The organism is Pseudomonas putida (assembly GCA_029953615.1).
In the GTDB taxonomy this organism is placed as follows: domain Bacteria; phylum Pseudomonadota; class Gammaproteobacteria; order Pseudomonadales; family Pseudomonadaceae; genus Aquipseudomonas.
Map to the genome: position 1 here is coordinate 4640705 of CP124529.1, position 24453 is coordinate 4665157.

Sequence of the window (24453 nt, forward strand, 5' to 3'; positions counted from 1 at the left end):
TGTTGACCACGGGCCAGTGGGCTGGCAATTCGCTAAAACCGGTTTCGTGCGATAATCGAACGCAAAACTAACCATTCCGTACAAAGAGATTGAAGCCACGACTTTACCTGCGAATAATCGATCGTGCCAAGAACTGTGGCCCTGATTTTCCAGGCCTGGCCTCTGTAATCCTCCAACAACAAGGAACTCCCGCCATGCAGCGTTCGATCGCTACCGTGTCCTTGAGCGGCACCCTGCCGGAAAAGCTCGAAGCCATCGCCGCCGCCGGTTTTGACGGCGTCGAGATCTTCGAAAACGACCTGCTCTACTACGCTGGCAGCCCGCGTCAGGTGCGGCAGATGTGCGCCGACCTGGGAATTGCCATCACCCTGTTCCAGCCGTTCCGCGATTTCGAGGGTTGCCGCCGCGACCGCCTGCAGAAGAACCTCGACCGCGCCGAGCGCAAGTTCGACCTGATGCAGGAACTGGGCACCGACCTGGTACTGGTGTGCAGCAACGTCCAGGCCGATGCCCTGGGCGAAGAACAGCTATTGGTCGACGACCTGCGCCTGCTGGCCGAGCACGCCGGCAAACGCGGCCTGCGCATTGGCTACGAAGCGCTGGCCTGGGGCCGCCATGTCAACACCTACCAGCAAGTCTGGAACCTGGTGCGCCAGGCCGACCACCCGGCCCTCGGGGTGATCCTCGACAGCTTCCACACCTTGTCGCTCAAGGGCGACCCGAGCGCGATCCGCGACATACCCGGCGACAAGATCTTCTTCGTGCAAATGGCCGATGCGCCGATCCTGGCCATGGATGTGCTGGAGTGGAGCCGCCACTTCCGTTGCTTCCCGGGGCAGGGCGAGATGGACATGGCCGGTTTTCTGGCGCCAATCCTCGCCACCGGCTACCGCGGGCCGCTGTCGCTGGAAATCTTCAACGATGGCTTCCGCGCCGCACCGCCCCGGCAGAATGCCGCTGACGGCCTGCGTTCGCTGCTGTACCTCGAAGAGCAGACTCACCTGCGCCTGGAACAGGAAGGCACGCCGATCGAACCCGGAGTGCTGTTCACCCCACCGGCGGCCAGTGCCTATGACGGGGTGGAGTTCCTTGAATTCGCGGTCGACGAAGCCGTCGGCGCGCGCCTGGCCAGCTGGCTGAAGCGCCTGGGCTTTGCCGAAGCCGGCAAGCACCGCAGCAAAGAGGTGCAGTTGTTGCGCCAGGGCGATATCAACATTGTGCTGAACGCCGAACCCTATTCCTTCGGCCACAACTTCTTCGAGGCCCACGGGCCGTCGCTGTGCGCCACCGCGCTGCGGGTCAAGGACCAGCAAGCCGCCCTGAAGCGTGCCACCGCCTACCGTGGCCAGCCGTTCCGTGGCTTGGTCGGGCCTAACGAGTGCGAAGTGCCGGCGGTACGTGCGCCGGATGGCAGCCTGCTGTACCTGGTGGAGCAGGGCACTGCTGGCCAGACCCTGTACGACACCGACTTCAGCCTGGACAAGAGCGCCATGGCCACTGGCGGGCTGCGCCGTATCGACCACATGGCCCTGGCGCTGCCGGCCGAGTCGCTGGACAGCTGGGTCTTGTTCTACAAGAGCCTGTTCGATTTCGCTGCCGACGACGAGGTGGTGCTGCCGGATCCTTACGGCCTGGTCAAGAGCCGCGCCCTGCGTAGCCAGTGCGGCACCTTGCGCCTGCCGCTGAACATCTCGGAAAACCGCAACACCGCCATCGCCCATGCATTGTCCAGCTACCGCGGGTCGGGGGTGCACCACATTGCCTTCGATTGCGACGACATCTTCCGCGAAGTGGCACGGGCCAAACTGGCTGGGGTACCGCTGCTGGAGATCCCGCTGAACTACTACGACGACCTGGCGGCGCGTTTCGATTTTGACGACGAGTTCCTCAGCGAACTGGCTTACTACAACGTGTTGTACGACCGCGACGCCCAGGGTGGCGAGCTGTTCCACGTGTACACCGAGCCGTTCGAAGAGCGTTTCTTCTTCGAGATCATCCAGCGCAAGGGCGGGTATGCCGGTTACGGTGCGGCCAACGTCGCAGTGCGCCTGGCGGCGATGGCCAAGGCCCGCAGCGGGGCGGTGCGCAAGCCGGTCCTGTAATCGCTTGCCTGTACCGGCCTCATCGCCGGCAAGCCGGCTCCCACAGGTACTACACAGGCCTATCGGACCGCAGTGATCCTGTGGGAGCTGGCTTGCCGGCGATGAGGCCGGTAAAGCCACAGCACTTCAGCGCCCCTCAGCCACCAGCAGCAGCGACTGCGGCAGCGCACTCTGCGGGTGCTGTGGCTCCTGCAGACTCACCAGCCGCAACCCTGCCATGTCCAGCGCGTTCAGCCAGCTGGCCAGGGTGCGGAAGTACCACTGCATCACCTGCCAATCCCCGGCGAACCCGGCAAACGACTCTTCCCGCCAGCCATCCTGGTAATCGCCATCCGCCACGCTCCATGGGTGCAGGGTCTGGATCACCAGCGCACCGCCGGGCGCCAGCAACGCATTCATCGCTGCCAGCAGCGGGATGATGTCCTGCTGCAACAGGGCGAAGTTGGCACAGATAAGGTCATAGTCCTTGCCAACATAGGCCTGGGCCGCGACCAGCTGTGCATAGCTGGCCAGGTGCACCTCGGCGGAACCTGCAGCGCGCGCGGCATCCACCAGCGCCCGGTCACCGTCCACACCTACCGCCTCGACACCCCGGTCGCCCAGCGCGCGCAGCAGCCAACCTTCACCACAGCCCAGGTCGAGCACCCGTTCGGGCTGGCGGCCCAGGATGGCCAGCAGGATGGCCTGGTCGGTGACCTGGCGACGGCTCTCGATACTGCCGCTGCGCACCGCATCGATCCAGGCCTGGGCGTTGTGCTGCCAGCTGACGAGCAAGGCGTCTTCAGGGTTGCGCATGTTCATCTCCGTTGTGCTCGATTCCGCCTGCGGCCGCCAGAGCGCTCAGCCGGCTGCAGTGCGCTGTCGCTTGATCCGGTACATATCGCCATCGGCATGGCGCAGCAGCATGTCGGCATCGTTGCCGTCCTCGGGGAACCGGGCCACGCCAATGCTGCAGGACGGCGCTCCGATGCCGGCAAACTCGGCACCGAGTGGTTCGGCCATGGCCGCCAGGATGCGTGCCACCTGCTCGGCAATGGCCTCTGGCGAGGCGTAGTCGGTCAACAGCACGGTGAACTCGTCACCGCCCATCCGCGCCACCGTATCGGTCGCCCCTACGCAGCCTTCCAGGCGCCGCGCCAGGATGCACAGCACCCGGTCACCCACGCTGTGGCCGTGGTTGTCGTTGATATCCTTGAAGTCATTGATATCGATGAACAGCAAGGCCAGCGGGTGGTTGTGGTGCCGGGCCGCGACAAGTGCGGTGCCCAGCCGCTCATTGAACATGGCCCGGTTGGCCAGGCGGGTGAGCGGGTCGTGGTGGGCCAGGAAACGCAATTCTTCCTCGGCCTGGTGTTGGGCGGTGATATCCCGTGCTACACCAATGCGGGCATTGGCCTCATCGGACCAGGAGGCCGACCACAGGATATGCACGATACTGCCATCCTTGCGGATGTAGCGGTTACGGAAGTCGTAATGGGGTTGGCCGTTCATCACCCGCATGATCGACGCGCGGGTGATCGTCAGGTCGTCAGGGTGCATGTAGTCGGTGATCGGGGTGCCGATCAACTCGCAGGCCTGGTAGCCCAGCAGCGCCTCGCAGGCATCGCTGACGAAAATGATCTGGTTGCCCCTGTCGACCACGAACACCGTGTCCAGCATCAGGTGGATCAGCCTGGGGTATAACGCTTGCAGGTCTACGGGCATAGGGCAGGACGTCCGCGGCGGGGTCACCGATCATAGCCTGAAATGGAGCAAAATGCGGTAGCGCCGCTGTGGGAGCGGGCATGCCCGCGAACACCGGCGCAGCCGGTGCCATACACCGCGTCGCCTGCTTCGCGGGCATGCCCGCTCCCACAGGGCCGCCGATAGTCAGTTGCTTACTACCAGTTCCGGCCCGAGGTAATCGTTGATCTGCTCGATATCATCATCCCCCAGGCTACCCACCGATGACGCCAGGCGCAGCCGCGACATCAGATAGTTCAACTTCGCCTCGAACAGGTCGTGGCGGGCGTCATACAGCAACTCTTCGGCATTGAGCACATCCGAGTTGGTGCTGGTGCCGCCTTCCTTGAAGCCCTTGCGGGCCGAAAGCAGCGAGCGCTCGTTGGAGGTCACGGCCTTTTCCAGCGCCTGTATACGCAGCGCGCCACTCTGTACACCGCGGTACTCGCGAGTGGTACCGGAAATCACTTCCTGGCGTGTGGCGTCCAGTTCATCCAGGGCCTTGGAACTGTTGGCGCTGGCCTGGCGGGTGAGGGCGCTGGTGCTGCCACCGCTGTACAGCGGAATGTTCAGCTCAAGCCCGATCGAGCTGTAGTGGTTGCGCTGGTTCAGTTCGGAAATCGACTGGCTGCTGCCAGCGGTATAACCCGCCACGAAATCCAGGGTCGGCCAGTGCCCGGCGCGGGCGCGGTTGACTTCTTCTTCGGCCAGCTCGTAGCTGTGCCGGCGCGCATGAATCAACGGGCTGTCGGCCTGGGCCTTGACCAGCCAGTCCTGCAGGTTGCCCGGTATCAGCGGTGGGGTGTTGAAGCCTGGCTGCAAGGTGGTCAGCGACTGCGGGGTTTCACCGATGTATTCCTCCAGCTTGCGGCGGGCGTTGACCAGGTTGTCCTCGGCTTCGATCAGGTCGGCTTCGGCCAGGTCGCGGCGGGCCACCGACTCGTCGACGTCGGTGATGGTGCCGGCACCCAGCTCCTTGCGCCGTTTCGCCGACGCCAGCTGCTCTTCGAAGGCATTCAGCTTGGCCTTGGCCAGGGTGATGGTTTCGCTGGCCAGCAGCACGTCGAAGTAGGCGTCGGCCAGGCGCACCGCAGCGTCCTGGCTCTTGGCGTCGAACACCGCCACGCTGTAGTCGGCACGTTGCTGGCCCTGGCGGTATTCGGCCATCTTCTGCTTGTTGAACAGCGGTTGGCGCAAACGCACGTTGGCGCCCTTGGAATCATAATCCAGGTCGCTGTCGCGGCCATTCTGCCGTTGGCTGCCATTGACCTTGTTGAAGTAGCCCGCCGCGTTGATCTGCGGCAGCAGGCCGGCCTGGCCGATGGCGCGGTTCTCGCTGCCGGCTTCTTTTTCATGCACCGCGGCGCGGTAGATCGGGCCTTGGTACTGCAGCAGGTCCCAGGCTTGCTTCAGGTCCATGGCACTGGCCTGTGCGGACAACCCCAACAGGCACAACATCAGGCACGGGCGATTCATGTCATTGCTCCTTGAACGAGGCGTCCACGCGTTCGAGCATCGGCTTGAGCAGGTAGCTGAGCAGGTTGCGCTCGCCGGTCTTGATGGTGACGGTGGCCGGCATGCCGGGGCGGATATGGTTGCTGCCCAGCAGCGCCATGCCGTCCTGCGTCACTTCCACCTGGGCCAGGTAATACGGCTGCTTGCTTTCTTCATCCATCAGGCGGTCGGCGGAGATGGTCTTGACCCGTCCCGGGATATTCGGCGTCTTCGCATGGTTGAAGGCCGGGAAGGCGAGGTCCACGTTCAGGCCGGGGACCATCTTGTCGATGGCCTGTACCGGGATCATCGCGTCCACCTGCAACGGCTGGTCCAGCGGCACCACCTCCATGATCCTGGCCCCGGGCTGGATGATGCCGCCGACCGTGGCGATGCTCAGGGCCTGGACCATGCCGTCGATCGGCGAGCGGATTACCGTGTGGGTCACTTCGTAGTCCAGCGCGCGCAGGCGATCGGCCAGGGTTGTGTTCTCCTTGGCAGTATCGGTCAGCTGCGACTCCACTTCCTTGAGGTAGTCGTGCTGACGTTGCAGCATGCGCAGCTTGATCTCGGTGGCCTGGCTGCGCGTGCGGGCAATGTTGTTGAGGTTCTCGGCCTGGCCGGCGGACAGGTCGGCATTGTTGCGCTCCAGCTCCAGCAGGCGGTTGCGTGGCACGTAGCCTTCGGCGGCCAGCACGCGGGTGCCTTGCAGTTCCTGGCTGAGGAAGCCGATCTGCGAAGCGCGGGCGCCGTACACCTGCTGCAGGCCCTTGAGCTGCACCGCCGTGGCGGCGAGGTTTTCCTCGAGAATGCTCAGTTCACCGGCAAGGCCCGCACGGCGGGTATCCAGCAGGCGCTGTTGCAGGTCCATGGCTGCCAGCAGGCGCGGGTCGTTGCCGTAGTGCTTAAGCAGGGCAGGGTCGAAGGTGACCGTGTCGCGGCCATCGCGTTCGGCTTCCAGGCGGTTTTCCACGGTCTTGCTGACGATGTACTGGGCACTGACCGCACCCTGTTCGGCTACCGCCCGCAGGGCGTCGAGGCGTACCACCTCCTGGCCTTTTTTCACCACATCGCCTTCGCGCACCAGAATCGCCTCGACCGTGCCGCCGGTCAGGTGCTGCACCGCCTTTCGGTTGCTGGTGACCTTGACCGTGCCGGTGGCGACTACCCCGGCATCCAGTGGCGCCAGGCACGACCACAGCAGGAAACCGCCAAAGCCGGCGATGACCAGCCAGACACCCCAGCGTGCCGGCCGGCGCATGTCCAGGTCGATGCCGTCGAGGGCGTCGGCGGGAATCAATTCGGTGTGTTGGGTCATCTGCATGATCGGTCACTCCCGTACTTTTACCGACGCCAGCGGCGCAGCGGTCGCCGTCGGGATCACGCTGGCCTTGCGCAGCGCCGCGAACACTTCGTCGCGGCTGCCGAGCATGTGCACGGCGCCGTCACGCAGCATCAGCACCTTGTCGACCGCGCACAGCACATTGGGCCGGTGGGAAATCAGGATGACCGTGGCCCCGCGCGCCTTGAGTTCGGCCAGTGCATCGACCAGAGCCTTTTCGCCAACGTCATCGAGGTTGGCGTTGGGCTCGTCCAGCACCACCAGGTTCGGCTCGCCATACAGCGCACGTGCCAGGGCGATGCGTTGCTTCTGGCCACCGGACAGCGGGCTGCCGTCGGCTGCCAGACGGGTGTCATAGCCCTGCGGGAAGCGCAGGATCATGTCGTGCACGCCGCTGCTGCGGGCAGCGCGGATCACCGCTTCGCTGTCCACTTCGGCAAAGCGTGCGATGTTTTCGGCGATGGTGCCCTCGAACAACTCCACATCCTGCGGCAGGTAGCCGATCCACGGGCCAAGTTCGGCCTTGTTCCAGGTGAAGATGTCGGCGCCGTCCAGGCGCACCTTGCCGGCCTGGGTCGGCCACACGCCTACCAGCAGGCGGGCGAGGGTGGATTTGCCCGAAGCCGACGGGCCGATGATGCCCAGGCTTTCACCCGGGACCAGGCTGAAGCTGACCCCGCGCACGATGCTGTTGCTGGTGCCGGGAGCACCGGCGACCACGTTTTCCACGGCCAGCATGCCCATTGGCCGTTGCAGCGACATGCTCGGTGGCCGCTGCGGGTAGTCGTGCAGCAGATCGTTGAGCCGACCCCAGGCCGAGCGGCTGCCTTGCAGTTGCTTCCACGCGGCAATCACCTGTTCTACCGGGGCCAGTGCGCGGCCGGTGAGGATCGAACAGGCGATCATCATGCCGGGGGTGATCTTGCCTTCGATCGCCAGCAGTGCGCCGGCGCCGAGGATTACCGATTGCAAGGTAATACGCACGAAGCGCCCGGTGCTACTAATGATCGCCGCGCGGTCGGAGGCCAGGGTCTGCATCTGCAGGATGCGCAAATGGCCCTGAAACCAACGCTTGCCGATCGCCGGCAGCATGCCCATGGCTTCGATCACTTCGGCGTTGCGCAGGTTGTTGTTGGCGTAGCTGGCCGAGGACAGGGCCGCCTGGTTGGCTTCGGCCAAAGGTTTTTGCGTGGCCTTCTCGGTGAGGTAGGCCAGGCCCACCAGAATCAGCGAACCGATCAGCGTGATCAGCCCCAGCAGTGGGTGGATCAGGTAGCAGACCAGCAGGTAGATCGGTGTCCACGGCGCATCGAAGAAAGCGAACAGGCCGTTGCCAGTGAGAAACTGCCGTACCTGGGCCAGGTCCTGCAGGGCCTGGGCCGGGTTGCCGCCGGCGCGACTCAGGTTGCGTTCGAAGGCAGCGCTGAAGATGCGTCGGTTGAGATCCATGTCGAGGAAGTTGCCGACCCGGATCAGTACCCGGGTGCGGACCATCTCCAGGGCCGACATCAGCATGAACAGGCCGATCACCAGCAGGGTGAGCATGGTCAGGGTGGTGACGTTGCGGCTGACCAGGGCGCGGTCGTATACCTGCAACATATAAATAGCTGGCGTCAACATCATGACGTTTATCACGCCGCTGAACGCGGCCAGGGCAAAAAAGCTGCGGCGCAGGCGAAACAACACATCGCCCAGCTCGGAACGTGTGCGTGGTGGCTTGTGCATCGGGGCCTCCCTTTATCGCAAATCGGGGAAGCTCTTGCGGCGCCCCGTACAGCGGTAGTCGTGGCTTCTGGTTGGCTCGCAGGCGGATCGCTCTTGTGGCGAATGGTCCAAAACGCTGCGCTGCTCCCACATGCTGGAGCGTAGGTTGCAGCGACATGGACGGTAATATCGTTTCGCTCTATTGCGTCTTTGAAGTTTTCATAAGTGTCAATAAAACAGCTATTTGCATCGCATTATCATCGGAGGCGGTTTTTTCGACGAAATATTGACAAGCATTTAACCTACGACTTTAGTCTGAAGTATTCGGGCCCTGTGCGAGCTGGGGTCGATGCATGTGCGTTACAGCTGTATCGCATGCTTAACAAGGCCCCCGGGCAGTGGGTGCCGGCTTGCGATGGAACACAGAACCATATCTGCGCACGTCAACACTGACTGGGCGCGGGAAGGACCCTGTTGCCCCGTGTCATCTCCCGACAGATCGAGGGCAATTTGAAATGGCCAATTTCAGCAAGTCGGACCTTGAATTCATCCTCCAACAGATTTTCATTGCCGAAGCGCACGCCGATGGTGCCAGCCTGATCGACCTGCTGCCCAACAGCCAGGTACCGTTCGGCCTGCGCACCGTAGATGGCAGCTACAACAACCTGGTGACCGGGCAGAGTGAATTCGGTGCCGCCGACAACTCGTTCCTGCGGTTGCTCAGCCCCTCTTTCAGCGGCGATTATGCGGGCACCGGCACGGTCACCGATTCGCAACCGCGCACCATCAGCAACCTGATCGTCGACCAGACGGCGAACAACCCGGCTGCGGTGGAGGCCAATGGCGGTGCTGCCCCGGTGATCAGCCCCGGTATCGACGGGGTGTTCGGCACTGCTGACGACACCGAAGTGTTCTTCATCCCCAACGTGTCGCCCGACGTCGGTCTGACCGCCGGCTTCAACGCCTGGATGACCTTCTTCGGCCAGTTCTTCGACCACGGCCTGGACCTGGTCACCAAGAGCAGCACCGACTTTGTGTTCATCCCGCTGCAGCCGGATGACCCGCTGTTCGTCGAGGGCAGCCCGACCAACTTTATGGTGCTGCCGCGCGCCGTGCGCACTGCTGGCGCCGATGGCGTGGTGGGTACTGCCGACGATGGCCAGGCCAACACCACCTCGCCGTTCGTCGACCAAAGCCAGACCTATAGCTCGCACCCCTCGCACCAGGTGTTCCTGCGTGAATACACGCTCAATGCCGCAGGTGACCCGGTAGCCACCGGGCGGCTCATCACCAACCGGGACCTTGGCGCCGATGGCCGCTTCGGCACCGCCGACGATGGCAATGGCGAAAGCGGTGGCATGGCCACCTGGGCAGTGGTCAAGGCTCAGGCCCGCGACCTGCTCGGTATCAACCTGACCGACGCCGACGTGCACAGCGTGCCACTGCTGGCCACCGACCCCTACGGCAACTTCCTGCGCGGCCCCAACGGCATGCCGCAGGTGGTGATGCGCGTGAACAACGGCGCCGACGGCATCGCCGGCACCGCCGACGATGTCACCACGCTGGTCGAAGGCAACCGCGCCGCGCCGATCAGCCTGGCCAATGCCGTGAGCACCGGGCATGGCTTCCTTGACGACATCGCCCACAACGCCGCGCCGGTGATCGTGAACGGCGTGCTGCAGGCCGATGCCGATACGGCCGTCGGCAACGCGCAGCCAACCGGGCCTGGCGGCAACAACCTGACCTATGACAACGAACTGCTCGACGCCCACTACATCGCCGGTGACGGCCGGGTGAACGAGAACATCGGCCTGACCGCCGTGCACCATGTGTTCCACTCCGAGCACAACCGCCTGGTGCAGCAGACCAAGGACACCTTGCTGGCTTCCGGCGACCTGGCGTTCCTCAACCAGTGGCTGATCGATGATGTCGCTGCCATCCCCACCACGCCCGCCGAAATAGCCGCGCTGGTCTGGGATGGCGAGCGGCTGTTCCAGGCGGCCAAGTTCGGTACCGAAATGCAGTACCAGCACCTGGTGTTCGAAGAGTTCGCCCGTACCATCCAGCCGCAGGTCGACGCGTTCCTCGCGCCGAACGGCTACGATACCTCGATCAATCCCGCCATCCTCGCCGAGTTCGCCCATGTGGTGTACCGCTTCGGCCACTCGATGCTGACCGAAACCGTCGACCGCTTCGACCCGGCGTTCAACACGGTGGATGGTGACCCGCAGCTCGGCCTGATCGCCGCCTTCCTCAACCCGCTGGCCTTCGCCGGCAGTGGCGCCACCGCCGACGAAGCGGCCGGCGCGATCATCCGTGGCGTTACTCGCCAACTGGGCAACGAAATCGACGAGTTCGTCACCGAGGCGCTGCGCAACAACCTGCTCGGCCTGCCGCTCGACCTGCCGGCGCTGAACATCTGCCCGTGGCCGTGATACCGGCATCCCCACCCTGAACGAGGCGCGTCGCGAGTTCTATGCGGCAACCGGCGACAGCCAGCTCAAGCCGTACATCAGCTGGGCCGACTTTGCCGACCACCTCAAGCACCCGGCCTCGCTGATCAACTTCATCGCTGCCTACGGCACCCACAGCACCATCACCGGGGCCACCACCGAAGCCGAAAAACGTGCCGCTGCCGTGGCCCTGGTGCTCGGCGGTGACGGCGCGCCAGCTGATCGCCTGGACTTCCTCAACGGCACTGGCGCCTACGCCAACGTGACGCTGGCCGGGGCGGACGGCATCGCCGGCACCGCCGACGACATCAGCGGGGTAACGGTGACCGGCGTCGATGACATAGACTTCTGGGTCGGCGGCCTGGCCGAGCAGAAAATGCCGTTTGGCGGCATGCTCGGCTCCAGCTTCAACTTCGTCTTCGAAACCCAGCTGGAGGCCCTGCAGGACGGCGACCGCTTCTACTACCTGGCGCGCACGGCGGGCATGAACTTCGGCACGGAACTGGAGAACAACTCGTTCGCCAAGCTGATCATGCTCAATTCCGACGTGACTCACCTGTCCAATACCGTGTTCCTCACGCCGACCTTCACCCTCGAGGTGAACCAGGCCAACCAGTTCACCGGGCTGGGCGCCGATGGCCGGGCAGATCCGACGGGCGGGATCGAGATCAACGGGGTGGAGATCGTACCGCTGGTGATTCGCGATAACCCGGATACCGTGGGCCCCGACAGCAACTTCCTGCACTACACCGGTGAAGACCATGTGGTGCTGGGCGGTACCGCGGGCAACGACATCATCATCTCCGGCGAGGGCGACGATTCCGTCTATGGTGATGGCGGCAACGACACTCTCGAAGGCGGGGCAGGCAATGACGCGGTGCTGGGTGGCGCCGGTGACGACATCATCACTGACTCGTTCGGCGACAACCGCCTGGAGGGTAACGACGGCAACGATGTAATCGTTGCCGGCAGCATGCTGGCAGGTGGCAACCTGATCCTGGGTGGCAATGGCCAGGACTTCATCATCACCACCGAAGACATCAGCACCACCTTCGGCGGCCAGGGCGACGACTTCATCCTCGGCGCCAAGACCAACCTGCCACCTACCGGCAACGAGGGCGACGACTGGATCGAGAAGGGCACCCAGGACGGTGCGCCCGGCGACAACTTTGCCCCACTGCTGGGTGACGAGGTGATCGGTAACGACATCTTCGTCGGCGGGGCCGGCTTCGACGAGATGATCGGTGAGGGCGGCGACGACATCTTCGTCGGCAGTGACGCCCAGGACAACATGGACGGGATGTCTGGTTTCGACTGGATTACCCATAAGAATGACCAGGTGGGTGTAACCGTTGACCTGACCTTGCCCACCCAGGCTCAGCCCCATGGCAATACGCCGAACCAGAACACAGGCGTGTTCGAGCCGGTCGGCGCTTCGCCAGCTTCCATTCTCGATCGCTTTGCCGAAGTCGAGGGCGTGTCCGGTTCGAACTTCGCCGATGTACTCAAGGGCGATAATATCGATGCCGTGACCATCCTCAACCACGGTGGTGCTACCGGCAGTGCCTTGACCAACGTTGCGCTGATCCGTGGCCTGCAGCAGTTCCTGGCCGATGCCGGGTTGCCGACCACCGGCTTTGCCACTGGCAACATCATGCTTGGTGGCAATGGCAGCGACTTGATCGAAGGCCGTGGCGGCGATGACCTGATCGACGGTGACAAGTGGCTCAACGTGCGTATCGCGGTGTATGCGCCCGAGGACGTCAACCACACCGGCGTTGAAATCGCCAGTTTCGACAGTATGGTCGACATGATCCCATTCATGCTCGACCGCACTTACAGTCCCGGCCAGCTCAAGGCCGTTCGGGAAATCCTGCCCGGCACCTCGACCGGGGGCGCGGCCTTCGACACGGCGGTGTTCTCGGGGTTGCAGAGCGAATACACGGTGACGCAGAACACCAAGGGTAACGCTCGACACCGCCGATGATGTATGGACCGTGACCGATAACGTGGATGGCCGCGATGGTGTCGATACCCTGCTGCACATCGAACGCCTGCAGTTTTCCGACGGCCAGCGCGTGCTGGTGCCAGGGCTGAACGCGCAGCCCACTGGCAGCCCGACCGTCACGGACGGCAACGGCGGCGCGATCACGGTCGGCGACATCCTGACGGTGAATGTGGCCGGCATCCTGGATGCCGACAATATTGGCGCCGGTAACCCGACGGGCTCGCTGGCCAGCCGTTCGGTATCGTACTACTGGCAATTCGAAGCCGACCCGGGCAGCGGTGTGTTCGAAGACATAATCCTGCTGCAGGCCGGTGACCTGGCGTTCCAGAGTGCCGACGGCACCAACTTCAAGGTGTCGCCGGACCTGGCCGGGCTGGCGCTACGGGTCAAGGCGATCTACCAGGACGCCCATGGCACCACCGAGGTGCTGTTCTCCCAGCCCACCGCCGTGGTGCAGCCGGGCGCGCCTGTGGTACCGACGCCTGCCACGCCGGTGGCGGATGCCACTGCAGGTGGCGCCGGGCTGAACATGGTGCGCTCCGACCTCAACTTCATTCTCGATCAGATCAAGATCGCCGAGGCCGATGCCAGCGGGGTGGACATCCTCTCGCTGCTGCCCAACATCCGCGCGCCGCTTGGCCTGCGGGCGGTGGATGGCTCCAACAACAACCTGATGAACATCAACGGCATCAACAACACCCAGTATGGTGCTGCCGACAACGTCTTCCCACGCCTGACCGACCCGGTATTCAACCAGGCCGAAGGTGCACCGGCAGGCTTCTTCGGCCCTGGTTCGCCGGCCATTCCGGGTTCGTCGTACGAACAGACCAGCGGCCCGGTGTTCGATTCGCAGCCGCGCATCATCAGCAACCTGCTGTCCGACCAGACCTCGAACAACCCGGCGGCCTATGCCACGGCGTATGACCCCGGTGCGGACGGCGTGCTCAACTTCGGCACGCCAGGCAATGACGACGTGCTCAAGGACGGCGTGCGCATTGTCGCCAGCCCGGGCATGGACGGCCAGTTCGGCACCGCCGACGACCACGACGTATACCTGTTCGAGAACACCGCCGCCGATGCTGGTTTGTCAGCACCGTTCAACGCCTGGATGACCTTCTTCGGGCAGTTCTTCGACCATGGCCTGGACCTGGTCACCAAGGGCGGCTCGGGTACCATCTACATCCCGCTGCAACCGGATGACCCGCTGTATGTGGAGGGCGGTTTCACCAACTTCATGGTGGTCACCCGCGCCACCAACCAGCCCGGCGCCGATGGCGTGCTTGGCACCGCGGACGACATTCGCGAGCACACCAACACCACCACGCCATTCGTAGACCAGAACCAGACCTACAGCTCGCACCCCTCGCACCAGGTATTCCTGCGCGGCTATGTGCTGACTACCGACGGCCCGGTTGCCACAGGCCAGTTGATAACCAACCGCGACCTGGGTGCCGATGGCAGATACGGTACTGCCGACGACATTGAAATTGGTGGCATGGCAACCTGGAAGGTGGTCAAGGCCCAGGCCCGCGACGTGCTCGGCATCAACCTGACCGATGCCGACGTCGACAACGTGCCGCTGCTGGCAACCGATGCCTACGGCAACTTCATCAAAGGGCCGAATGGCTACCCGATGGTGATCATGAAAGGCCCCGACGGCATTGCCGGCACGGCCGACGACCAGCAGGTCGAAGGCAACCCGGCGGCGCCGATAGACCTGACCAACGCTGTACGTACCGGTCACCAGTTCCTCGCCGACATTGCCCACAATGCCGTACCGGTATTCAGCGGTGGGGTACTGGTACCGGATGCCGATACCGATGCCGGCAACGCCGTGCCGGTGAACCCGCAGACCGGCGCCAAGCTGGCCTACGACAACGAACTGCTCGATGCCCACTACATCGCCGGTGACGGCCGGGTCAACGAGAACATCGGCCTGACTGCCGTGCATGCAATCTTCCACTCCGAGCACAACCGGCTGGTGGCGCAGACCATGGACACCGTGCTCGATTCGGGTGACCTGGCCTTCATCAACGAGTGGCTGCTCAACCCACTGAGTGCGCTACCGGCCAACCAGGCCGAGATCGACGCACTGCTGTGGAATGGCGAGCGGCTGTTCCAGGCCGCCAAGTTCGGTACCGAGATGCAGTACCAGCACCTGGTGTTCGAGGAGTTCGCCCGTACCGTGCAGCCGCGGGTCGACTTGTTCTTCGCCCCGACCCAGGTGTATGACGTCGACCTCGATGCGTCGATCGTGGCCGAATTCGCCCACACCGTGTACCGCTTCGGCCACTCGATGCTGACCGAGACCGTCGACCGCTTCGATGTCGATTTCAATGTTATCCAGGACCCGGCCAGCGCCAACCCGGACCAGCAACTGGGCCTGATCGCGGCGTTCCTCAACCCGCTGGCGTATGCCGCCAGCGGCGTCACCCCTGAGGATGCCACCAGCGCCATCGTGCGCGGGGTCACCCGCCAGGCCGGTAACGAAATCGACGAGTTCGTCACCGAGGCGCTGCGCAACAACCTGCTCGGTCTGCCGCTGGACTTGCCGGCGATCAACATCGCCCGTGGCCGCGATGTTGGCATCCCTTCGCTGAACGCTGTGCGCCGCGACATCTACGCGCAAACCGGCGATACCCAGCTCAAGCCGTACACCAGCTGGGTCGACCTGGTGCAGCACCTGAAGCATCCGGAGTCGCTGATCAACTTCATCGCCGCCTACGGCACCCACAGCACCATCACCGGCGCCACCACGTTGCTGGAGAAACGCGCGGCGGCCATGGCCCTGGTATTCGGCGGCGACGGTGCGCCGGCCGATCGCCTGGACTTCCTCAACAGCACCGGAGCCTACGCCAACGTCACGCTGCCTGGCAGGGATGGCGTGCTGGGTACCGCCGATGACCTGAGGGCAGTGACCGTGACCGGGGTCGATGCCATCGACCTGTGGATTGGCGGCCTGGCCGAAGCGAAAACCCCGTTCGGCGGCATGCTCGGCAGCACCTTCAACTTCGTGTTCGAGAACCAGATGGAGAAACTGCAGGATGGCGACCGCTTCTACTACCTGGAGCGCACCGCCGGTCTGTCGATGAACGCCGAGCTGGAAAGCAACTCATTCGCTAAGCTGATCATGGCCAACTCCTCGGCCACCCACCTGCCTGGGCTGGTGTTCACCGACCCTGGTTACTACCTGGAACTGGACCAGAGCAAGCAGTTCAACGAAGGCCTGGGCAACCTCGACCCACTGGGCGAAAACGGCGAGCAGGTGGTGTTCCGCGACAGCCCGCTGACAGCAGGCCCGGACACCAATTACATCCGCTATGCCGGTGCCGAGCACATCGTGCTGGGCGGCACCGAGGGTGACGACATCCTGGTCTCCAGCGAAGGCGACGATACAGTCTGGGGCGATGGCGGCAACGACCGCATCGAGGGTGGCGACGGCAACGACCAGCTGCGTGGTGGTGCCGGCGACGACATCATCAGCGACATGGGGGGTGACGACAACATCCAGGGCGGCGACGGCCACGATGTGCTGCACGGCGGTAATGGCGTCAACCTGATTATCGGCGGTTTCGGCAATGACTTCATCGTCACCGGTGAGGACGCCTCCGAAGCCATTGGCGGCCAGGGCAACGACTTCATCCTGGGCAGCAAGGCCAACGAGCAGGACATGGGCAACGAAGGTGACGACTGGATCGAGAAGGGCACTTCGGACGGTGCCCCTGGCGACAACTTCGACCCGCTCGGCAACGACCCGATCATCGGCAACGACGTGTTCATCGGTGGTAACGAGAACGACAAGTTCAACGGTGAAGGCGGCGACGACATCATGGTCGGCAGCCTGGGCTTCGGTGACCGCTACATCGGCGGCTCCGGCTACGACTGGGCGACCTTCAAGGGCCTGGCCCAGGGCGTTACCATCGACTTCAGCGACCGCTTCTTCGATGTGCCGCCGGTACGCGGGCTCGGGCGCCTCTGCGCTGGTGCGCTTCGATATCATGGAAGGCTTGTCGGGCTCGGCCCATGGTGACTTCCTGCGTGGTGACAGTGAAACCTCTGCTACCTTGCCGACCAATGGCGCCAACGGCAGCGTGCTGACCAACATCAACCTGATCAATGGCCTGTCCAGCCTGCTGGCCGCCGGTGCGACGTTCTACGACGGTGGCAACATCATCCTTGGTGGCAGCGGCAGTGACCTGATCGAAGGCCGTGGCGGCGACGACATCCTCGACGGTGACAAGTGGCTGAACGTGCGCATCAGCGTGCGTGCCAACAGCGATGGCACCGGCCCGGAAATCGCCAGCTACGACAGCATGGAGCCGATGGTGCCGCTGATGCTCAATGGCACCTACAACCCGGGCCAGCTGGTGATCGTCCGTGAAATCCTCAACGGCACTGACAGCTACGACACGGCGGTGTTCTCGGGGGTGGCCACCGACTATAGCGTGGTGGTCGATGGCAATTCGGTGATCGTCACCGACCTGGTGGACGGGCGTGATGGAGTCGACCGCCTGACCGGTATCGAACGCCTGCAGTTCTCCGACAGCGCCCAGGCCTCCGGTGTGGGCACTGCAGTGAACGCCGGCCCGACGGGCCACCTGGCGATCCTCGACGCGGTCACCGGGCTGCGTAACGACACATCGGTCAGCGGCCAGCTGCTGCGGGTGAGCAACGTGGCGGTGCACGATGCCGACAACGTCAGCGCCAGCAATGCGAGCGGCGCGGTCAACGGCCCGATTGCCTACTACTGGCAGGTCGAGCGCCTGCCGGGCTCGGGGGTGTACGAAGACATCACCTTCGTCGCCGCCGGCGAGGTCTCGCGGGCGATCGGCAGCACCTACCGGGTGACCGATGATGTAGCGGGCCTGAACATCCGCGTACGTGGGGTGTACCAGGACACCAAGGGCACGCTGGAAATCGTCGATTCGTCGCCGAACAGCGCACCGACCGCCGGGCCGACCGTGACGGGGCTACTGGTGCAGAACCAGACCCTTACCGCCAACACGGCGACCATCGTCGATGCCGACGGGCTGAGCAACCCGCAGTTCACCTTCCAGTGGCAATCCAACCGGGGGCTCGGCTGGGTCAATATTGCCGGCGCCATCAGCAGCACCTTTGTCCTGACCCAGGAACAGGTGGGGCAGAACATGCGGGTGGTGGTGAGCTATGTGGATGACATCGGCGTGCATGAAAGCGTCGCCTCCGACATCCTCGACCCGGTGGCCAACGTCAACGATGCGCCTACCGGTGCCGTGCTGATCAGCGACACCACGCCAGCCCAGGGACAGACGTTGACTGCACTTACCGGCAGCATTGCCGACCTGGACGGGTTGGGGGCGTTCAGCTTCCAGTGGCAGCAAGGTAACGGAACGGCGTTCACCGACATTGTTGGTGCGACTGCCGCTACCTTCACCCCAGGTCCGTCGCAGGGCCACTTCCAACTGCGCGTGCTGGTGCGCTACACCGATGGCTTCGGCGCCCAGGAAACCGTGACCTCTGCAGCGACGGCGGAAGTGCCGGCGGTACCAGGCGTGACGCTGGTGGGCACAAACGCTGCGGATACCCTGACCGGCACAGTGGGTGACGATGTGCTGCTTGGTCTGGCTGGTAACGACACTCTCATCGGCCTGACCGGGTTCGATCAGTTGTTCGGTGGTGATGGCAACGACACGCTCGATGGTGGTGAGGGCAACGATACCCTCGACGGCGGTGCCGGCGACGACGTGCTCGATGGTGGGCTTGGTACGGATGCAATGACGGGCGGCGCTGGCAACGACACCTTCGTCGTCGACAACGTGGGCGACACTATCAGCGAGGCGGCTGGCGGGGGCTCGGACTTGGTGCAGACTAGCCTGGCAAGCTACACCTTGGGCGCTAACCTGGAGAACCTGACCTTTACTGGCACAGGTAACTTCATTGGTGTGGGTAATGCCTTGGCCAATACCATCGTCGGTGGTGCCGGCAACGACTTCCTCAATGGTGGTGCGGGTATCGACCAGCTGGTGGGTGGTACCGGTGACGACAGCTACGTGGTCGACAATGCTGCCGATGTGCTAGTAGAGCAGGCAGGCGGTGGTACCGATCTGGTACGCACGACGCTGACCAGCTGGACACTTGGCAACAACCTGGAGAACCTGACCTACTTCGGTGCCTCCAACTTCGTTGGTACTGGTAACGGCCTGGACAACGTCATCACCGGTGGTTCAGGTAATGACATCCTTACCGGCAACGCCGGCAACGACACACTCAACGGTGGGCTCGGTGCGGACACCATGATCGGCGGAACTGGTGATGACACCTTTGTCGTCGACAACGCTGCAGACATCGTCGTAGAGGTATTGGGCGGGGGTTCCGATCTGGTCCGCACCAGCCTGGCGAGCTTTACCCTGGCGGCCACCCTGGAAAATCTGAGCTTTACCGGTACCGGCAACTTCACAGGTGTAGGTAATGGCCTGGCCAACACCATCATCGGCGGAGCCGGAAACGACTTCCTCAACGGCGGCGCGGGTATCGACCTGTTGGTAGGCGGTACCGGCAACGACAGCTATGTGGTCGATAATGCGGGAGACGTGGTCGTGGAACAGGCAGGGGCTGGTACCGATCTGGTGCGTACGACCCTGACCAGCTGGACGCTGGGCAACAACCTGGAAAACCTGACCTACTTCGGCGCCGCCAACTTCGTCGGTACCGGTAACGGCTTGAACAACGTCATTATCAGTGGCTCGGGGAATGATGTCCTGAACGGCGGGACAGGCGCAGATGCCATGACGGGTGGCGCCGGGAACGACACCTATGTCGTCGACAACGTGGGTGACACCGTCACCGAGGCGGCTGGCGGCGGCACGGACCAGGTGCAGACCAGCCTGACCAGTTACACTCTGGGCGCTAACCTGGAGAACCTGAGCTTTACCGGCGCCGGCAACTTCGTTGGTGTAGGTAATGGCCTGGCCAATACCATTGTCGGCGGAGCCGGAAACGACTTCCTTAACGGTGGTGCGGGTATCGACCAACTGGTGGGCGGTGCCGGCAACGACAGCTATGTAGTCGACAATGCCGGGGACGTGATCGTGGAACAGGCCGGAGGTGGTACCGACCTGGTACGCACCACGTTGACCAGCTGGACGCTGGGCAACAACCTGGAGAACTTGAGGTACTTCGGTGCCGCCAACTTCAACGGTACCGGTAATGCCCTGGGCAACGTCATCACCGGTGGCTCAGGTAATGACACCCTCACCGGTGGTGCAGGTAATGACCAACTGCTGGGTGGCATTGGCAACGATACCCTGGATGGTGGTGACGACAGCGACAGCCTGGATGGTGGTCTCGGTGACGACATCCTGAATGGTGGGGCAGGTAATGACACGCTGTTCGGCGATGATGGCAACGACATCCTGTCGGGCGGCAGCGGCAACGACTTCCTCAACGGCGCAGCAGGCGATGATACGGTCAACGGCGGCGCGGGCGATGACACCATGATGGCCACTGATGGCAATGATGTCTTCCAGTTCGCCGCAGGCTTCGGCAATGACCTGATCATCAACTTCGACAGTAACGCGATCGGCGGCCAGGACAGGCTGGATATCACCGCCTTCAACATCACCGCAGCCACCTTTGCTGCCAACGTCACCATCGCCGATGTTGGCGACGATACGCTGGTCAGCATCGGTGCCACCGACTCCATCCGCCTGGTAGGGGTGGCGGATGCGACCACAGTGACTGCAGCGGACTTCAACCTGGCAGGTTGAGGGCCTCGGAGGTACGCTGCAAGGGCCGCTTCGCGGCCCATTCGCGGGCACGCCCGCTCCCACAGGGATATCACCGCCTTCAGGCTTGGTGATGTCCCTGTGGGAGCGGGCGTGCCCGCGAAGCATGTAGCGTGGTCGATGGCATCGGCTGCGCCGGTGTTCGCGGCTAAAGCCGCTCCTACAGGTTGAACATGGCTCGAGGTCCAGGTGATCGGGCTGGGGTCGCCTGCTTCGCGGGCTTGTCCGCTCCCACAAAGGAGCGCGTTATACTCCGCGCCTTTGCCCATGCCCGGAATCCGCCCATGCGCCAGGTTTTGCTCATCGTCGATGTCCAGTCCACCTTCAGCCCGCCCGAGTGGCTGGTCGATGGCTTGCGCCGGTTGTCTGCGAACATCCCCACCATTGCCTCGGTCGAGTTGCACGATGAGCAGGTCACGCCGTTCGAGCGGCAGCTTGGCTGGCATCCGGCGACCGAGGATGAGAGCCTGGTCGAAGCCGACCAGGTGTTCGTCAAGCATGGCTACGGGCAGAGCCCCGAGGCCATCGACTACATCAGGCAATTGGGTGTGGAGCGCGTGCTGGTATGTGGGCTGCAGACCGAAACCTGTGTGCTGGCCGCCGGCTTCGCCCTGTTCGATGCGGGGCTGATGCCCACCCTGGTCACCGACATGACGGTAGGTTCTTCGCTCGACAGGTCGGGCAAGCTGGGCATCGGACCTGTGGAAGCATCACTTCCGCCAGGTCACTACCTCGGCCGAGGTGCTCGCCGAACTGGCCGCACAAGGCTAGAACCGCAGCCTGTAGGAGCGGCCTTGCGTCGCGAAAGGGCCGCAAGGCGGCCCCGGCAGTCTCAAACCGTTTGCAAGGCCCGCGGCCGCTGGCTGCGTTGCTGGTCTTTCGCATGTTCTGCCGGCTGCAGGCAGAAGTCGAACACCACCCGCGCCACACCGCCCTCGATCCGCTCCAGCTCGCCCACCAACCCTTCACGGGTAGCATGGGCAAAGTCATCCCACAGGTACTCGTCACCCGCCAGGTTGATCTGCGTGGTCAGGTGCCGGTACCCCGGTGCACTGATGAAGAAGTGGATATGCGCCGGACGTTGGCCATGCCGGCCCAACTGGTCCAGGCAGGCCTGGGTCGGACCGTCGGCGGGGCAGCCGTAGCCGCTGGGGACGATGCTGTGGGCGCGGTAGCGGCCCTGGGCGTCGGTGACAATACGGCGACGCAGGTTGAAGGCCGACTGGCTGGAATCGAAGTAGGAATACAGGCCTTGGGTATTGGCGTGCCACACGTCGACGATAGCCCCGGCCAGCGGCTGGCCGGCCAGATCCAGCACCCTACCTTCAAGCAGCATCGGCAGGCCGGGATCGCGGCCGTCGTCCAGCCGCGCCTCGCCTTCGCACAGCGGCGCACCAGCCACGTACAGCGGGCCTTCGATGGTGCGCGGAGTGCCGCCGGTGTGCCCGGCCTGGGTGTCGCGGGCATCGCTGAGCAGGTCGAGGAAGTGCTCCAGGCCAAGGCCGGCCATCAGCAGCCCGGCTTCGTTGCGGCTGCCCAAGCGGTTGAGGTAGTCGACCGCGGTCCAGAATTCGTCGTCGCTGATCGCAAGTTCCTCGATCAGCCTCGCGCTGTCCTGCAGTATGCGCAGCACGATCTGCTTCAGACGTGGGTTGCCCTGCTCGTTGCCAACGCCTGCCGCTTTCGCGAAGAAGGCTTGTACTTCGGGGGAATGGGAAATCGCTACAGTCATGGTTGCCTCACCTGTCGTTGTTGTTATTGCGGTGCAAGGCTCAAGGCAAATGCGATGCCATGTTAACAAGTATCTGATTATGAAAGGATTTTCGAGGTTTTTGCCAACTGGGCGCTGACGCTCGTTCGATCATATGATCAATCCGCGTCAGCACCATTGCGCAAATGCTCAAGGCTTGTCGGTCACACTTTCGCCTGGTGCCTTCTTCAGCCGATAGGCCAGGGCCGGGCGGGTCATGCCGAGCAGGCGCGCGGCTTCCGAGACGTTCTGCCGGCAGCGCTGCATGGCTTCCTGCATCAGCGCTTCCTCGACGGCATCCAGACCGGTGCCGCTGTCGAGAATCTGCGCCACCCAGCCGGGCGCGGCCTGGGCACTGGCCGCCACCAGCCGGCCATCGCTGCCCAGGCCGATGCTGTCGGTGGCTGGTGGCGCATGCGGGAACAGCGCATCCAGGCTGATGCTCTCGGTTCTCGTCGGTGATAATCACACCGCGTTCCATGAGGTTTTCCAGCTCGCGGATGTTGCCCGGCCAGTCGTACTGCAGGCACACCTGCAAGGCCCGATCGCTGAGGCCACGGGTTTTCTTGCCGTAGCTCTGGTGCAGGCGGCCGAGGAAGTGCTCGATCAGCAGCGGGATGTCTTCGCGGCGCTCGCGCAGCGCCGGGATATGCACCGGGAACACGTTCAGGCGGTAAAACAGGTCGGCGCGGAAACGCCCGTCCTTGACTGCCTGTTCGAGGTTTTCGTGGGTGGCGGCGATCACCCGCACATCCACTGGCCGCGTGCGGCTGTCACCCACCCGTTCCAGCTCGCCTTCCTGCAGTACGCGCAACAGGCTGGCCTGCGCGCGCGGGGTGAGCTCGACGATTTCATCGAGGAACAGGGTGCCGCCGTTGGCCCGCTCGAAGCGGCCCATGCGCGCCTGCTGGGCGCCGGTGTAGGCGCCTTTCTCGACGCCGAACAGCTCGGCCTCGATCAGGTCGGGCGGGATAGTCGCGCAGTTCAGCGCCACGAACGCCGCGCCGGCGCGCTCGCTGCGCAAGTGCAGGCTGCGGGCGATCACTTCCTTGCCAACCCCGGTTTCACCCAGCAGCAATACCGAAGCCTTGCCCGGGGCAACCTTGTCGGTAAGCGCGCAGCAGCGCCGGTACACCGCCGACTGGCCGATGCCATAGAACTGCCCCGACTCGTACTGCAGGCGCTGGCGCAGGTTGGCCACCTGCACCTGCAGTGATTGCAGCTCATCGATCACCGGGTCGCTCTGGAAGTAGCGCAGGAAGGTCTCGGCATCTTCCCACTGTTCCACCGGCTTGCCGATTATGCGGCACTCGCTGCCGCCGCAGCCGCGGCAGCTGACCTCCTTGTACAGCACCTGGCGGCCGAGAAAGAACGAGCTGTAGCTGATTGCGTAACCGAGCAGCATCCAGCACACCGGCTGCTCGGAATGCAGGGCTTCGGACTGGCAGTTTTCCACCTCGAAGGAGTCCTGCCATTCGATGTCGGCGTAGAAGTGGCCGTTGTCCAGGTCGATTTCCAGCTGCAGCGGGCGCACCTTGACCATGCCCTTGAGCGAGTGGAGCTGCGGGCCGATGAAGAACATCTCCACCGGGTTGCCGTTGGGCCGCAGTTTGCGCGCAAGCTCGGCGTCCTTCAGGCCCGACTGGTAGCCCAGGCGCAGGAAAAAGCCCTTGGCCCGTTCCACCCCGAGCATTTCGATCAGCTCGCGGCGCATGCTGGCCATGGTCGCGGCCTGCACCAGCAGCATGCGCTGCTCGTCCAGCCAGATCTTGCCTTCGGTGCCTTCGAACCGTACCCGCTCGGTAAGGTCCTTCAGCGCCGGTGCAGGTTCCGGCGCCCTGTACTGGGTAATCATTCGCTTGCGCCCCTTGCTTGTAGTTGTATGGGGAATCGGCGCACACCCGCTCAGGCAAGGCGGGTTTACTGGGCACGCCGAAACGACCGCGGTGTGCAGGCAAGGCCCGGGTCGTTCTCTTTTCTAAACCGCCTGAAACCCGCGCAAAAGTCAATCGCTGGCCAGCTTGGTCATTTGCTCGAAGTGCCTGGTGCGATTGAGCAAATGATCAAACGGGCAGGCAGCGGCGCGCTCGCAGTGCCGTGCCTGAGTAACGACCT

General features: G+C 63.7%; 7 protein-coding genes and 3 pseudogenes. 3 read left to right on the plus strand and 7 right to left on the minus strand.

Going from position 1 to position 24453, the window contains the following annotated elements; genetic code table 11:
- Nucleotides 1-194 precede the first annotated feature (194 nt).
- Nucleotides 195-2102 carry a bifunctional sugar phosphate isomerase/epimerase/4-hydroxyphenylpyruvate dioxygenase family protein gene (locus QIY50_21320; protein ID WGV19830.1) on the plus strand — a complete coding sequence of 636 codons (1908 nt, stop codon included), beginning with the start codon at nt 195-197 and terminating at the stop codon, nt 2100-2102.
- 126 nt (nt 2103-2228) lie between these two features.
- Here the strand turns inward: QIY50_21320 and QIY50_21325 are convergent, their stop codons facing one another.
- From QIY50_21325 to QIY50_21345, 5 genes are all read right to left on the minus strand, one after another.
- Nucleotides 2229-2897: a methyltransferase domain-containing protein gene (locus tag QIY50_21325; protein ID WGV19831.1), complete on the minus strand. Its 669-nt coding sequence runs from the start codon at nt 2895-2897 to the stop codon at nt 2229-2231.
- A gap of 45 nt (nt 2898-2942) precedes the next feature.
- Nucleotides 2943-3806, minus strand: coding sequence for a sensor domain-containing diguanylate cyclase (locus tag QIY50_21330; GenBank protein WGV19832.1), 864 nt, complete (start codon nt 3804-3806; stop codon nt 2943-2945).
- 165 nt (nt 3807-3971) lie between these two features.
- Nucleotides 3972-5300, minus strand: coding sequence for a TolC family outer membrane protein (locus tag QIY50_21335; GenBank protein WGV19833.1), 1329 nt, complete (start codon nt 5298-5300; stop codon nt 3972-3974).
- 1 nt (nt 5301) lies between these two features.
- Complete coding sequence (locus tag QIY50_21340) at nt 5302-6642, minus strand: HlyD family type I secretion periplasmic adaptor subunit (protein ID WGV19834.1); 1341 nt, start codon at nt 6640-6642, stop codon at nt 5302-5304.
- Nucleotides 6643-6648: 6 nt separating this feature from the next.
- Nucleotides 6649-8385, minus strand: a complete 1737-nt coding sequence (locus QIY50_21345; GenBank protein WGV19835.1) for a type I secretion system permease/ATPase — start codon at nt 8383-8385, stop codon at nt 6649-6651.
- 494 nt (nt 8386-8879) lie between these two features.
- Between QIY50_21345 and QIY50_21350 the strand changes: the two are divergent.
- Together QIY50_21350 and QIY50_21355 are read left to right on the plus strand one after the other, a co-directional pair.
- Nucleotides 8880-20570 (plus strand): annotated as a pseudogene (locus QIY50_21350) (peroxidase family protein).
- 302 nt (nt 20571-20872) lie between these two features.
- Nucleotides 20873-21359 (plus strand): annotated as a pseudogene (locus QIY50_21355) (isochorismatase family protein).
- Between the two features lie 61 nt (nt 21360-21420).
- On the opposite strand, the gene catA reads toward QIY50_21355, so the two are convergent.
- Complete coding sequence (gene catA, locus QIY50_21360; protein WGV19836.1) at nt 21421-22320, minus strand: catechol 1,2-dioxygenase; 900 nt, start codon at nt 22318-22320, stop codon at nt 21421-21423.
- 168 nt (nt 22321-22488) lie between these two features.
- Nucleotides 22489-24193, minus strand: a pseudogene (locus QIY50_21365) (sigma-54-dependent Fis family transcriptional regulator).
- Nucleotides 24194-24453: the final 260 nt, after the last annotated feature.